Here is a 13534-nt window from a genome sequence, read left to right on the forward strand (position 1 = left end):
CGGGGTCGGAAATCAGGGTCGGACCCCGATGTGCCGCGGACGCCCACGGACCACGATGGGGTCATGTCCAGAACGAACACCTACGACCTCCCGTCCGAGCTCCGCTCCCTGTGGCGGACCCGTCCCGTCCGGACGCCGGACGATTCCAGGATCGCCGGCGTCTGCGGCGGCTTCGGTCGGCGCTACGGCGTCGACCCGGTCCTCTTCCGCGTCGCGTTCGTCGTCGCCGCACTGTGGGGTGGGGCGGGCGTTTTCCTGTACGCCCTGATGTGGCTGCTCCTGCGCTCCGCCGGCGACGAGGTCTCCTCCGGCGAGGCGCTCCTGGGGAAGGGCCGGGCGTCGGGCTCCAAGGTCACCGCGGTGGTCCTCGTCGTCGTCGTCCTCCTGTCCGCCCCCACCTTCGGCGGATCCGGGGAGACCCTCCTCCTCGGCGCCGGGTTCCTCATGGTCGCGGCGATGCTCGCCGGCTGGTACGGCCTGCACCGGCGCACCCCCGAACCGCCCGCCGGGTGGGCGGAGGTCTCCGCGGTGCGGCCCTCCGCCGCTCGCGGACCCGACGCGTCGCGCGGCCGGGCCCCGGCCACCGGCGCCGGACCGTGGCGCGCGCCCGGGGCCTCCCAGGAGCCCGGCTCCGGCCCCGGAGCCCCCTTCGGGCCCCCTGTGCCGCCGTCGTGGGATCCGCTCGGCGCCGCCCCGTTCGCGTGGGACCTGCCCGAACCCGGCCTCGCCCCCGCCCCGGTCGAACCGACCCGGCCCCGGTCGCGGCTGACCAAGGTCACGCTCGGCCTGGCACTCATCGCGACCGCGGTCGCCACCGGGTTGTCGACGCTGGGCGGATTCACCTGGCTCGACACCACGCGCATCGCCGCGATCGCCCTGGCGGTGGTGGCCGGCGGGCTGCTCGTCGGCGCCGTCACCCGCCGCGGGTACGGGCTGCTCGTGGTGGCCGGACCACTCGTCGGGTTCGTGCTGCTCGCCCTGTCGGTCCAGGTCCCCACGGGTGGCTGGGAGACCTTCGGCGACGAGCGGGTGGAGATCACCTCCCCCGCCCAGCTCGACACGCCGGTCACCCACGAGGTCGGCACAGTCACCGTCGACATGCGCGAGCTCGAACTGGACCGCGACCGCAGCTACAGCATCACCAACGAGGTCGGTGAGGTGCGGGTGCTGCTGCCCGACGGGCTCGCCGTGCAGGCCGACTGCCGGACCGAGATCGGCTCCGTCGACTGCCCCGACCCGCCCGCCGACACCGACGGGCCGGTCCTGACCCTGGACATCACCACCGAGATGGGAAGCGTGAAGGTCACCCGATGAATACGAACACGCCCGCAGACGACCGCCACCACTCCACCGCGGGAGCCCCGCCCGAGCAGTCGCCGCGGTTCGACCCGCAGCTGTACGACCCGCTGCCCTACGGCACCGGATACCCGACACCCGAACCGCTCGGATTCGGGGTCTCCCCCGAGCCCGCGACCACCCCGGCCGGCGCCGTCGAGGTGGTGGAGCACCGGCGGTTCGGGTCGCCGGTGCTCGCCCTGGCCGGCGTGACCTCGCTGGGAGTGGCGGTGTGGGCGATCCTGGGAGCGCCCGCGATCGCCCCGACGGCGTTGCTGGCCGCGGGACTCGTCCTGGCGGTGCTCGTGGGACTGATGATGGTCATCCGCCGCTGACGCCCGGCCGCGATACGCAGCGCACGGCCCCTGCGCCATCCATCGGCCCCGGATTCGTCGGCGGCGTGGACAGCCGCCCGCCGCGAAGGCGTCTCGCGTGAGCCGCGGGGCAGGCCAGACGCCATCGCGGGGGGCGGCTGTGTCCGGAACGTACAGGCGCGCGAGCGAGAGTTCAGGCGCGGGAGCGGATGCCCGGGCGGTGGGGGCGGTGGGGTGGTGTGGGCGTGCGGGGGCGGCTCACTCCCACTCGATAGTGCCCGGCGGCTTGCTCGTCACGTCCAGCACGACCCGGTTGACGTCCGGGACCTCGTTGGTGATGCGGTTGGAGATCAGCGCCAGGGTCTCGTACGGCACGCGCGTCCAGTCGGCGGTCATGGCGTCCTCGGAACTCACCGGCCGCAGCACGATCGGATGACCGTACGTCCGGCCGTCGCCCTGCACGCCCACCGACCGAACATCGGCCAACAGGACCACCGGGCACTGCCACACCGCGGAATCCAGACCCGCCGCGGTCATCTCCTCGCGCACGATCGCGTCCGCCGCGCGCAGGGTCTCCAGGCGGTCACGGTCCACGGCGCCGACGATGCGGATCGCCAGGCCCGGACCGGGGAACGGGTGGCGGCCGACGATCGCCTCGGGCAGACCGAGCTCGCGACCGACCGCGCGGACCTCGTCCTTGAACAACAACCGCAGTGGCTCGACGAGCGTGAACTCCACATCGTCCGGCAGGCCGCCGACATTGTGGTGGCTCTTGATGTTGGCCGTACCCGCACCGCCACCGGACTCGACGACGTCCGGGTAGAGGGTGCCCTGGACGAGGAAGTCGACGGAGGAGGCGGCGGCCTCACCGGAACCCTGGAGTTCGAGCGCCTGCGTCACCGCCCGCTCGAAGGACCGGATGAACTCGCGCCCGATGATCTTGCGCTTGGTCTCCGGGTCGGTGACGTCGGCGAGGTGCCCGAGGAAGACGTCGGAGTCGTCCAGCGTGATGAGGCGGGCCCCGGTGGCGGCCACGAAGTCGTTCTCGACCTGCTCGCGCTCACCCGCACGCAGCAGTCCGTGGTCGACGAACACACACGTGAGGCGGTCCCCGATCGCACGCTGGACCAGGGCGGCCGCGACGGCCGAGTCGACGCCGCCCGACAGGCCGCAGATCGCGTGGCCGTCGCCGATCTGCTCGCGGACGGCCACCACCAGCTGGTCGGCGATGTTCGACGCGGTCCACGTCGGCTCGAGCCCCGCCACCTCGGTGAGGAAGCGGCTCAGCACCTGCTGGCCGTGCGGCGAATGCAGGACCTCCGGGTGGTACTGCACTCCGGCCATGCGCCGCTCGGTGCACTCGAACGCGGCGACCGGGGCACCGGACGACGACGCGGTGACGGTGAACCCCTCGGGCGCGGCCGTGACCGCGTCCCCGTGGCTCATCCACACCGGGTGGTGCTCCGGCAGGCCGGCGTGCAGGAGGCCGCCGGACACGCTCACGTCGGTGCGGCCGTACTCGCGGCTACCCGTGTGCGCGACCTCGCCGCCGAGGGCACCGGCCATCGCCTGGAAGCCGTAACAGATGCCGAACACCGGCAGACCCAGCTCGAACACCGCCGGGTCGAGCGAGGGCGCGTCCTCGGCGTACACGCTCGCGGGTCCGCCGGACAGCACCAGGGCGACGGGATCCTTGGCGCGGATCTCCTCGATCGTCGCGGTGTGCGGGATCACCTCGGAGTAGATGCGCGCCTCGCGCACGCGGCGCGCGATGAGCTGCGCGTACTGGGCGCCGAAGTCCACCACGAGTACCGGGCGGGGCGCCACCGCCTCGGCGGCGATCTGGGAGTCGGTCTGTGCGTTCTCGGCCACGGGGTCGAGTCTAGGCCCCGCGGCCCATCCGCCGAACTCGGCCACATCCCCCGTGCCGGGGTTCACAATGAACCCCACCACGACCCCGGCCGGCCCGGGACCGAGAGAGCTGGAGCGCATCGATGGAGCGAATGACCGGTTTCGACGCGAGCCTGTTGTACATGGAGACCCCCCAGCAACCCCTCGTGGTGGGTGGGATCCTCTTCGTCGACGTCTCCGGCCTCGAGGTCGGGTACTCCTTCGAATGGCTCCGGACCGAGCTCGGCCGCCGGATCAAGGAACTACCCGAACTCCGCCGCAAGATCTACGACTCCCCGCTCAACCTCGGCCACCCCGCCTGGGTCGAGGAATACGACCTCGACATCACCGCACACGTCCGCCGCGTCGACGTGGACCACCCCGGTGACGACCGCGCGGTGTTCGAGATGTGCGGCACCCTCGGCAGCCGCCCGCTGGACAGGTCACGCCCCCTGTGGGAGATGTGGGTCCTCGAGCGGCTCACCGAACCGGACACCATCGTCGTGTACTTCCGGGCCCACCACGCCATCCTCGACGGGGCCAACGGCGCGAACATCCTGCGCAAGTTCGCCTCCGCCGGAGAGCAGCCCTCCGCCCGCGACCTCGACATGGTCCGCGTCGAGGCGGGCAACGCCAACCCCATCCGGCTCCTCGCCGGCGGGTGGTGGGATTTCTCCGTACGTCGCCCGCTGACCCTGGCCCGGCTGGTACCCGAGTTCGCCGCGCTCCCCTTCGCACTGCGCAGGGCCACGGCCGCCAAGAAGAAGTCGGACGATCCGGCCCCGGAGGAGACGGGCACGGCCGACGCCACGGACGACCTCGTCGTCGTCCCCAGGGCGGCACCGTTCACCGCGCCCCGCACCCGCTTCAACGCCACCATCACCCCCCACCGGGCGGTCTGGGGTGCCCCACTCGACCTCGGCGAGATCAGCGAGATCAAGGACGCCTTCGGCGTGACCGTCAACGACGTGTTCCTGGCGGTGATGGGCGGCGCGCTGCGGCGGTACCTGCGCTCCCACGACGACCTGCCCGACACGTCGCTCGTCGCCGTGGTCCCCGTCTCCACCCGCGACGCCGGGGACGCCCGGGGCAACAACCGTGTGACGGTCCTGTTCGCGTCCCTGGGGACCGACATCGCCGACCCGCTCGAGCGCCTGCGCGCCATCTCCGCCCGCACCAGCCGAGGCAAGAAGCAGTCGAAGAACGGCATGCGGCCGGACCTAATCCAGGACATCGCCACACTCGCCCCCGCCCGGACCCTGCAGATGCTGATGCGGATATACGGCGACTTCCACCTGGCGGACCTGCATCCCGTCGTGCACAACCTCGTCGTGTCGAACATCCCCGGGCCCCGTCAGGGACTGGACTTCCTCGGATGCCGGGTGACCCACGTCTACCCGCTCGGGCCCCTCATGCACGGTTCCGGACTCTCGGTCACCGCCATGTCCATGGGCGGTCGACTCGACGTGGGGATCAACGCCTGCGAGCACCTCGCCCCCGACCCCGACCTGCTCGCCACCGGGATCCGGGAGGCGATGGCCCGACTGCTGGAACTCACCCGGGAGGCGGCGCGGTCGGCGGCCGCCGGGGAGCGCTGACACGTGGAACGGATGACCGGGCTCGACGCGAGCTTCCTCTACCTCGAGACCCCCGAGCAGATGATGGTGATCAACGGCCTGGTCCACCTCGACGTGACCACCATCGAGGAGGGCTACTCGTTCGAACGCCTGCGATCGGGGCTCGCCCGCCGGGTCAAAGCCGTCCCCCCGTTCCGCCGCAAGGTCCACGACTCACCGTGGAACCCCGGCCACCCGGCGTGGGTCGAGGACTTCGACTTCGACATCACCCACCACCTACGCCGGATCGAACTCGGGCCGGCCGGCACCGAGGCCGAGCTGCTGGAGACGTGCGGTCGGCTCGCCTCCACCCCGCTGGACCGCGCCCACCCGCTGTGGCAGGTCTGGATCATCGAGCGGGGTGACCCGCACGCGCCGACCGTCAGCGCGTTCTGCCGGGTCCACCACTCGGTCATCGACGGGATGCTGGGCGCCGAGTTGCTCTCCGCCCTCGCCGCGACGGACGCCACCACGCCCGACCAGGATCCCGCGCTCGTGCGCACGCACGTCGGACGGGCCAACACCCTGCAACTGATCGCCGGTGGCGCCCGCGACGTGCTGGGCCGGCCCCTGGCCCTCCTCCGACTGCTCCCCGAGACGCTGTCGGTCCCCGCGGCCATGAGACGCGCCCGCGGCCGGGCCGGCCACGGGGAATCCATGCCGGCCCCGTTCACGGCGCCGCGGACCCTCTTCAACCACTCGCTCACCCCGCACCGCGCCGTGGCCACCGCATCACTCGACCTGGCGTCCGTCAAGCTCGTCACCGCCCGCCTCGGCGGCACCGTCAACGACGTCCTCCTCACCGTGGTCGGCGGCGCTGTCAGGTCCTACCTCGAGGCCCACGGAGACTCTCCCACCTCCTCCATGGTGGCGATCGTCCCCATGTCCACCCGAGACGATCTGGCCACCGGCGGCGCCAACCAGGTGTCGGCCATGTTCGCCTCCCTGGCCACGGATGTAGCCGACCCGGTCGAACGGTACGAGCGGATCTCCGCCGCAGCGGAGACCACGAAGCGCCAAGCCGCGAGCATCCGCCCGGCGCTCCTGGACAACTGGGCCCGCATGGGCCCCCGTCGGCTACTCGACATGGGCATGCGGGCGTACGAGGCGCTGAGACTGGCCGACGTCCACCCGGTGATCTACAACCTCATCGTCTCCAACGTGCCCGGCCCCCGTCACGCCCTCTACTTCCTCGGCGCGCGGATCACCCACATGCACCCCTTCGGCCCGCTGCTCCACGGTGCGGGGCTCTCCGTGACCAGCCTGTCGACCGACGGGCGGCTCGACCTGGGGGTGATCTCGTGCGAACACCTGGTGCCGGACCCGGACGCGGTGGCCCGCGGGATCACGGCGGCGCTCGACGAGTTGCTCGAGCTCACCGCCTCCTGACCCGGCTCACCACGTCCTGACCACGGGGGACGACCCTCAGCTGACCTGGACGATCGGCAGCCGCAGGGCTCCCGGCGCGGCCTCCGGGACCATCGGCGACACGGGCGGGACCGGCGACAGGCGCCGGTAGTCCTCGCCCTGGGCCGGGCGCTGGTCGGCCTCACCCTTGTTGGGCCACAGCGACATGGCCCGCTCGGCCTGGGCGGTGATGCTCAGCGCCGGGTTGACACCGAGGTTCGCGGAGATCGCCGAGCCGTCCACGATGTGCATCGTCGGGTAGTTCCACACGCGGTGGTACGGGTCCACGACCCCGGTCTCGGGCGAATCCGAGATCACGCACCCGCCCAGGAAGTGGGCGGTGAGCGGGATGTTGGCGATCTCGCCCCACGTGCCCCCGGGCAGGCCGCCGATCTCCTCGGCGATCTTGCGGGTGGCCTCGTTTCCGGCGGGGATCCAGGTGGGGTTGGGCTCCCCGTGACCCTGCTTGCTGGTGACGTACCTGAACGGACCGAAGCGCTTGACGTAGGTCTGCAGCGAGTTGTCCAGGTTCTGCATCACGAGCGCGATCACCGAACGCTGGCTCCAGCGGCGCAGATAGAACAGCTGCATGAACATGGCCGGGTTGCGGCGGACCTCGGCCAGCAGGGTGCGCCACCGCGGGAGCGGCCCGTCACCGTCCGTGAGCAGGGTCTGCAGGATGGCGATGGCGTTGGAGCCCTTGCCGTACCGGACCGGTTCGATGTGGGTGTCCGACCGGGGATGGAACGACGACGTGATGGCCACTCCCTCGGAGAAGTCCTGCTCCGGCTTGTAGTTCGGACGCATGGCCCCGAGGATCGCCTCCGAGTTGGTCCGAGTGAGCCGACCGATCGCATCCGAGAGCCTGGGCAGGGACCCGGAGTCCTTGGCGTAGTGGAGCAGGTGCTGGGTTCCCCAGGTGCCGGCCGCCACGACGACCTGACCGGCGGTCACCGTGGTGGTGCGCTTGCCGCGACGCGTCCAGGCGCCCGTCCGCTCGAGGGTGATCTCCCACGTGCCGTCGCCGCGCTCGCGCAGGTCGCTGACCGTGGTCCGGTCCAGGATGCGGGCGCCCGCGCGCTCGGCCAGGGCGAGGTAGTTCTTCATCAGCGTGTTCTTGGCGTTGTGCCGGCAGCCGGTCATGCACTCGCCGCACTCGATGCACGCGTTGCGATCCGGCCCCACCCCGCCGAAGTACGGATCGGGGACGAGCTCGCCGGGCTTGCCCTGACCGCCGGTCTTCTCGCCGAAGAACACGCCGACCGGGGTGTAGACGAAGGTGTCCTCGGCGCCCATGTCGCGGGCCACCTTCTTCATGACCTCGTCCGAGTGGGTGTGCGTGGGATTGGTGACCACGCCCAGCATGCGGCGGCCCTGGTCGTAGAACGGGGAGAGTTCGGACTCCCAGTCCGTGATGTGACCCCACTGCCGGTCCTTGAAGAACTGGCTCGTGGGCTTGTACAGCGTGTTGGCGTAGTTGAGCGATCCCCCGCCCACGCCCGCGCCGGCGAGGATCATCACGTCGCGCATCATGTGGACGCGCTGGATCCCGAACAGCTTGAGCTTGGGCGCCCACACGTACCGGTGGAGTCGCCAGGACGTCTTGGGCAGGTCCGCGTCCTCGAAGCGGCGACCCGCCTCGATGACCGTGACGCGGTACCCCTTCTCCGACAACCGCAGGGCCGTGACGCTGCCACCGAAACCGGATCCGATGACGACGACATCCGTGTCCGTCGGCGTGGTGGGGGCGTCGGTCGGGGTCGACGGTGTGTGCGGCGTCATGGTGCAACTCCCAGGAGTGGTCGATGGTGGGCATCACAGTACCCGAGCACCCTCGAACCTACCCGACAGTAGGTCACGATTTGTCCAGAGAGTGGGGCCGTCCGACCCCCGGTCGGGCGATCAGGGCCGGACGGACAGGTCCACCTTCTGGAAACCCTTGACGTCGGAGTAGCCGCACTTCGCCATCGCGCGACGCAGTCCGCCCATGAGGTTGCGGGTGCCGTCGGGGACGCTGGTGGGCCCCTCGAGGACCTCTTCCAGTGGCGCCAGGGCCGTCTCGTCCTCCACCTCGGACACATGCCCACGCGGCACCTTGGGGTGGGCGGAGACCGCGTCCCAGTAGACACCGCGGCCCGGGGACTCCAACGAGCCGGCGAGCAGCGGCCCGAGGACCACCGCGTCGGCGCCGCACGCCACGGCGCGGGCGATGTCACCGGAGGTGTAGATGTCGCCGTCGGCCAACACGTGCACGTAGCGGCCTCCGGTCTCGTCGAGGTAGTCCCGCCGGGCCGCGGCCGCGTCGGCGATCGCGGTGGCCATGTGGACCTCCATACCCAGCACCTGGCCGGTGGTGGTGATGCCGTCGACCCCGCCGTATCCCACGATCACACCGGCGGCGCCCGTGCGCATGAGGTGCAGGGCGGTCTTGTAGTCGACGACGCCGCCGGCGATCACCGGGACATCGAGGCCACCGATGAACTCCTTGAGGTCGAGCGGGGCGTCCTCACCGCTGACGTGCTCCGCCGAGATGATCGTGCCCTGCACCACCAGCAGGTCGACCCCCGCCGCGACGAGCCCCGGGGTGAGCTCGCGCGCGTGCTGCGGTGAGACCCGCACCGCCACGGTCGCACCCTCGTCGCGGATGCGGTGAACCGCAGCGGCGAGGAGCTCGCGGTCGATCGGGGCGCGGTGCAGCTCCTGCAGTCGCGCCACGGCCCGGTTGCCGGTCACGTCCTCCAGCGCGAGCTCCCTCAGCTCGGCGATCACGGCATCGGGATCGGCGTGACGGGCCCACAGTCCCTCTCCGTTGAGCACGGCCAGACCACCGAGCTTGGAGAACTCCACCGCCGAGTCCGGGGAGACCACGGCGTCGGTCGGGTGGGTCATCACCGGGATGTCCATCTGGTAGGCGTCGATCTGCCAGGAGGTGGACACCTCCTTGGAGCTGCGGGTCCGGCGGGAGGGGACGATGTCGACCTCGCCCAGCCCGAACATCCGACGGGCCTCGCGACCCAGGCCGATCTCCACGACATTGCGCACGCGACTTCAGTCCTTGACGTTGTAGTTGGGGGCCTCGACCGTCATCTGGATCGCGTGCGGGTGGCTCTCCCTGAGCCCCGCGGCCGTGATCTGGACGAACTGGGCACGGTGCATCTCCGGGATGGTGGCGGCTCCGGTGTAGCCCATGCCCGCACGCAGCCCTCCGGCGAGCTGGTGGAGCACCTGACCGACGTCTCCGCGATACGGGACCCGCCCCTCGATGCCCTCGGGCACCAGCTTCTCCTCGGACAGCACGTCGTCCTGGAAGTACCGGTCCTTGGAGAACGACTTCTCCTGCCCGGGCTTGCCGCGGCCGCGCATCGCGCCCAGCGAACCCATGCCGCGGTAGACCTTGTACTGCTTGCCGTCCACGAAGATCAGCTCACCCGGCGATTCGGTGCACCCCGCGAGCAGGGACCCGAACATGCAGGCCGAGGCGCCGGCGGCGATCGCCTTGGCCACGTCACCGGAGTACTGCATTCCGCCGTCGGCGATGACGGGGATCCCCGCCGCATGCGCTGCGACCGAGGCCTCGAGGATCGCGGTGATCTGGGGAGCACCCACGCCCGCGACCACCCGGGTGGTGCAGATGGAACCGGGGCCGATGCCCACCTTGATGGCGTCCGCACCCGCGTCGATCATCGCCTGGGCGGCACCGCGGGTGGCGAGGTTGCCCCCGATCACCTGCACGCGGTCGCCGAGTTCCCGCTTGACCCGGGCGACCATGTCGAGGGCGTTGCGGTTGTGGGCGTGGGCGGTGTCGACCACCAGGGCGTCCACCCCGGCGTCGGTGAGGGCCCCGGCGCGCTGCCAGGCGTCCTCCCCGGTGCCGATGGCGGCGGCCACGCGCAGCCGGCCGTCCGAGTCCTTGGTGGCGTCGGGGTGCTTCTCCGTCTTGACGAAGTCCTTCACCGTGATGAGTCCGGTCAGTCGCCCGTCACCGTCGACGATCGGCAGCTTCTCGATCTTGTGCCGGCGCAGCAGGCCGAGCGCCGCCTCCGCGGTGACGCCCTCCCGCGCGACCACCAGGGGCGCCCGGGTCATGACCTCGTCGACCCGCCGGGACTTGTCCATCTCGAACCGCATGTCGCGGTTGGTGATGATGCCGACCAGCTCACCGCGCTCGTCGGTCACCGGCAATCCGGAGATGCGGTAGCGGGCGCACTTCTCGTCGACCTCCGCCAACGTGTCGCTGGGCGCGCAGGTCACCGGGTCGGTCACCATCCCGGCCTCGGACCGCTTCACCGTCTCGACCTGGGCGGCCTGGTCCCCCACGGAGAGGTTGCGGTGCAGGACGCCGATCCCGCCCTGCCGTGCCATGGCGATGGCCATGCGGGCCTCGGTCACGGTGTCCATCGCCGACGAGATCAGCGGCACCCGCAGGGTGATGTCCCGTGTCAGGCGGGTGCTGGTGTCGACCTCACTCGGGACCACCTCGGACGCGGCCGGGAGGAGGAGCACGTCGTCGAACGTCAGGCCCACCATCGCGACCTTGGTCGGGTCGTCGCCGCCGGTGCGCACGGGGCCATTCGACTCGCTCATCTGCCGTCCTCCTGGGGGGTCGTCTAGGTGCTGACTTTCGAGGATAGTGGTTCCGGGGGCCACGGCTCGAACCGTCGACCACGTGAGACCGTGGTCACGGGTACGGTGGAGGTCGTGGACGATCCCCTACGGCACGGAATGCCGCCCGACCCGTTCGCCGGAGATCCGGATGATCCGGCCGCGGAGCTGGCCGAGCTCGACCCCGTCGATGACGACATGCCCACGGGCCCGCTCGACGCGGACGAGCGGCGGGCGATCGAGGAGGACCTCGCGGATCTCTCGGAGTTCCGTCGGTTGCTGGCCCCGATCGGGGTGAAGGGGGTCGCGGTCCAGTGTGACGACTGCGCCGAGGAGCACTACCACGAGTGGGACATGCTCCGCGCCAACCTCATGCAGCTTCTCGAGGACGGCTCCCTCCTCCCCCACGAGCCTGCCTTCGACCCGATCCCGGACGACTACGTCACCTGGGAGTACTGCCGCGGATACGCGGACGCCGCCCGGGCCCTGCGCCCCCGTCGACTCAACTGGCGCCGCTGAGCAGAGGCGGTCGCCGCGCGCGGGTGCCGCCCGTTCGACCCGGGCCCGGCCCGGCCCGGCCCGGACGACTCGATCCCCGTCCCTCCGAGACGGGCGGGGATCGAGTCGTTTCCCGGGGTCAGTTCGTCGGCCGGACCGACTGCGAGGTCTGTTGTGAGTCGGTCGGCGCCGGCTGCGTGGGAGTCGGGACCTGGGTCACGGTGGTGCGGCTCGGCGTCGGCGCCGGCACCACCCGGTCGTCATCCGCCTCGTCACCCTGTCGTCCGGTCGTCGGTGACAGGAAATCCTGGATCCGCTGGGTGTCGATCGGGATCTGCAGCGTGGTCGAGATCCGCAGCCCGTCGAGCGGGAGCGGGATGACCGGCATCCCCGGAGGCGGCGGGGGGACCAGGTTGGACGGCACCGGCACGGGGAGGCCGGGAACGAGAGTCGCCACACCCGGAGCGGGCGGGGGCGACGGGGCCGGCGCGGGTGCCGGGGCGGGCGACGGGACGACGCTCGGGGTGACCCGACTGAGATCGCGCTTGATGGCGTCCCGACGCTTCATGAGCTCGACTCGTTCGGAGGCGTCGGAGACCTCGTCGAGCCGCGCGCTCACCTCATCGAGCAGCCGCTCGGCCTCGTTCCGGTCCCCCTCTCGGGCGGCGAGGTCCGCGGCGGCGAGGTCCTCGCTGAGATCGCTCACGAGCTCGACGTTCCCGGCACGGTCGGAGAACATCGTCTTGGACACCCCCCAGAGCGGGTCGCCCGGCATCGCGCTGTGCGCGGCCACGGACAGACCGCCGACGATCACGGCCGCCACTGCGGCGGCGCCGGTCACCGCCTGCCACAGGGCCGGACGCTGGCCGTGGTGGTGCTCGCCCGAATGCACCCACCCGCGGCGCGGCCACAGTCGGGAGACGTTCGGGGCGAGGGCCACCTCGATCTGCTCGTCGCTGGGCAGGTCCGGCAGTCCGGCCGAGTCCACCTCGGCGCGCCAGTCGGCGAGCAGCGCGACGAGAGGCTCATCCCCCTCGGGACGGTCGCCGCGTCCGAGCGCGTCGAGGAGCTCGTCGTCGCGATCCACCTCGACCCGGTCCTCGTCGACACGGTCCTCGTCGTGGCCGTCCACGTCATGCGCGCGGAGCGAGGCGTCATCGTCCCGGGTGCCGGGATCGACTTCGTCGTTCATCGCCATCGCTCCTCTCCGTCCTGCTCGATCCTCGCCCGGAGCTGCTTCATCGCCCGGTGTTGGGCGACGCGCACGGCGCCGGCCGTACTGTCGACGATCTCCGCCGTCTCCTCCGCGGAGAGTCCGACCACCACACGTAGCCGGATGATCTCCCTCTGCTTCTCGGGCAGCGTGCCGAGGAGGCGGCTCACCGCTCTCGACACCTCGCCGTCGAGGACGTGGTCCTCCGGCCCCGTGTCGGTCGAGAGCACCTCGGGGAGGTACTCCACGGGGTCGGACTTGTTCCGCGCGGCGCCACGATGGGCGTCCGCGACCTTGTGGGCCGCGATCCCGTACACGAAGGCCATGAAGGGACGTCCCTGGTCCCGGTACCCCGGCAGAGCCGAGAGAACCGCGATGAGAACCTCCTGGGCGACATCGTCAGCAGACAGGTTGACCCTCTCCGAGCCACCGACGCGGGAACGGCAATACCGCACCACACCGGGCCGCACGAGCTCCAGCACCCGCGTGGCAGCGACACGGTCACCCTTGACCGCCTCGGCTACGGCGAGTTCCAACTCGTCTGCTGTACCTGTCATCGGATTACGGGGGCCCCGTGTTACACGGATGTGTTACGGGGCACGGCCTTTCTCTCGAGTCGCGACGCACGTCACGACGGATCCCACGTCCCGGCCCGTCAG

At 71.2% G+C, this 13534-nt stretch carries 11 protein-coding genes; 5 read left to right on the plus strand and 6 right to left on the minus strand.

Translation table 11 applies throughout. The features are described 5' to 3' along the window. Positions 1-63: 63 nt before the first annotated feature. Complete coding sequence (locus AC3DEV_RS14085; protein WP_488372506.1) at positions 64-1314, plus strand: PspC domain-containing protein; 1251 nt, start codon at positions 64-66, stop codon at positions 1312-1314. Further along, positions 1311-1670 (plus strand): hypothetical protein, encoded by a 360-nt coding sequence (locus AC3DEV_RS14090; protein ID WP_119192260.1) that lies wholly within the window; start codon positions 1311-1313, stop codon positions 1668-1670. The genes AC3DEV_RS14085 and AC3DEV_RS14090 overlap by 4 nt, the downstream gene beginning before the upstream one ends. Positions 1671-1907: 237 nt before the next feature. On the opposite strand, the gene guaA is transcribed toward AC3DEV_RS14090, so the two are convergent. Further along, positions 1908-3521 (minus strand): glutamine-hydrolyzing GMP synthase, encoded by a 1614-nt coding sequence (guaA, locus tag AC3DEV_RS14095; RefSeq protein WP_488372507.1) that lies wholly within the window; start codon positions 3519-3521, stop codon positions 1908-1910. A 122-nt stretch (positions 3522-3643) separates the two neighbouring features. Between guaA and AC3DEV_RS14100 the strand changes: the two genes are divergently transcribed. After that, the gene (locus AC3DEV_RS14100; RefSeq protein WP_488372508.1) at positions 3644-5137 is read left to right on the plus strand and encodes a WS/DGAT/MGAT family O-acyltransferase; all 1494 of its coding nucleotides are present in this window, start codon (positions 3644-3646) and stop codon (positions 5135-5137) included. A 12-nt stretch (positions 5138-5149) separates the two neighbouring features. Continuing rightward, complete coding sequence (locus AC3DEV_RS14105) at positions 5150-6544, plus strand: WS/DGAT/MGAT family O-acyltransferase (protein ID WP_488372532.1); 1395 nt, start codon at positions 5150-5152, stop codon at positions 6542-6544. 36 nt (positions 6545-6580) lie between these two features. On the opposite strand, the gene AC3DEV_RS14110 is transcribed toward AC3DEV_RS14105, so the two are convergent. The 3 genes from AC3DEV_RS14110 to guaB all read right to left on the minus strand — a co-directional run bounded on the left by AC3DEV_RS14110 (position 6581) and on the right by guaB (position 11146). Continuing rightward, positions 6581-8344, minus strand: a complete 1764-nt coding sequence (locus AC3DEV_RS14110) for an FAD-dependent oxidoreductase (protein ID WP_488372509.1) — start codon at positions 8342-8344, stop codon at positions 6581-6583. A gap of 120 nt (positions 8345-8464) precedes the next feature. Continuing rightward, complete coding sequence (locus AC3DEV_RS14115) at positions 8465-9604, minus strand: GuaB3 family IMP dehydrogenase-related protein (RefSeq protein ID WP_268091725.1); 1140 nt, start codon at positions 9602-9604, stop codon at positions 8465-8467. Positions 9605-9610: 6 nt separating this feature from the next. Beyond that, positions 9611-11146 carry an IMP dehydrogenase gene (gene guaB / locus AC3DEV_RS14120; RefSeq protein ID WP_067712595.1) on the minus strand — a complete coding sequence of 512 codons (1536 nt, stop codon included), beginning with the start codon at positions 11144-11146 and terminating at the stop codon, positions 9611-9613. A gap of 114 nt (positions 11147-11260) precedes the next feature. Here guaB and AC3DEV_RS14125 point away from each other — a divergent pair, with 114 nt between their 5' ends. Then, entirely contained in the window at positions 11261-11683 is a 423-nt protein-coding gene (locus tag AC3DEV_RS14125; protein WP_372502191.1) for a DUF5319 domain-containing protein, read from the plus strand. Positions 11684-11801: 118 nt separating this feature from the next. Here the strand turns inward: AC3DEV_RS14125 and AC3DEV_RS14130 are convergent, their stop codons facing one another. Together AC3DEV_RS14130 and AC3DEV_RS14135 are read right to left on the minus strand one after the other, a co-directional pair. Then, positions 11802-12854, minus strand: coding sequence for an anti-sigma-D factor RsdA (locus AC3DEV_RS14130; protein WP_268091724.1), 1053 nt, complete (start codon positions 12852-12854; stop codon positions 11802-11804). Next, positions 12851-13432, minus strand: coding sequence for a sigma-70 family RNA polymerase sigma factor (locus AC3DEV_RS14135; protein ID WP_067712600.1), 582 nt, complete (start codon positions 13430-13432; stop codon positions 12851-12853). Before AC3DEV_RS14135 ends, AC3DEV_RS14130 begins: the two co-directional genes overlap by 4 nt. Positions 13433-13534 lie beyond the last annotated feature (102 nt).

The sequence above is a fragment of the Dietzia sp. IBK-p2-15D genome, from assembly GCF_057773105.1.

Bases quoted from the DNA above. Each gene is read 5' to 3' on its own strand.
- guaB (WP_067712595.1), bottom strand. From the start codon at position 11,146: ATGAGCGAGTCGAATGGCCCCGTGCGCACCGGCGGCGACGACCCGACC.
- AC3DEV_RS14130 (WP_268091724.1), bottom strand. From the start codon at position 12,854: ATGAACGACGAAGTCGATCCCGGCACCCGGGACGATGACGCCTCGCTC.
- AC3DEV_RS14090 (WP_119192260.1), top strand. From the start codon at position 1,311: ATGAATACGAACACGCCCGCAGACGACCGCCACCACTCCACCGCGGGA.
- AC3DEV_RS14135 (WP_067712600.1), bottom strand. From the start codon at position 13,432: ATGACAGGTACAGCAGACGAGTTGGAACTCGCCGTAGCCGAGGCGGTC.
- AC3DEV_RS14100 (WP_488372508.1), top strand. From the start codon at position 3,644: ATGGAGCGAATGACCGGTTTCGACGCGAGCCTGTTGTACATGGAGACC.
- AC3DEV_RS14110 (WP_488372509.1), bottom strand. From the start codon at position 8,344: ATGACGCCGCACACACCGTCGACCCCGACCGACGCCCCCACCACGCCG.
- AC3DEV_RS14105 (WP_488372532.1), top strand. From the start codon at position 5,150: ATGACCGGGCTCGACGCGAGCTTCCTCTACCTCGAGACCCCCGAGCAG.
- AC3DEV_RS14085 (WP_488372506.1), top strand. From the start codon at position 64: ATGTCCAGAACGAACACCTACGACCTCCCGTCCGAGCTCCGCTCCCTG.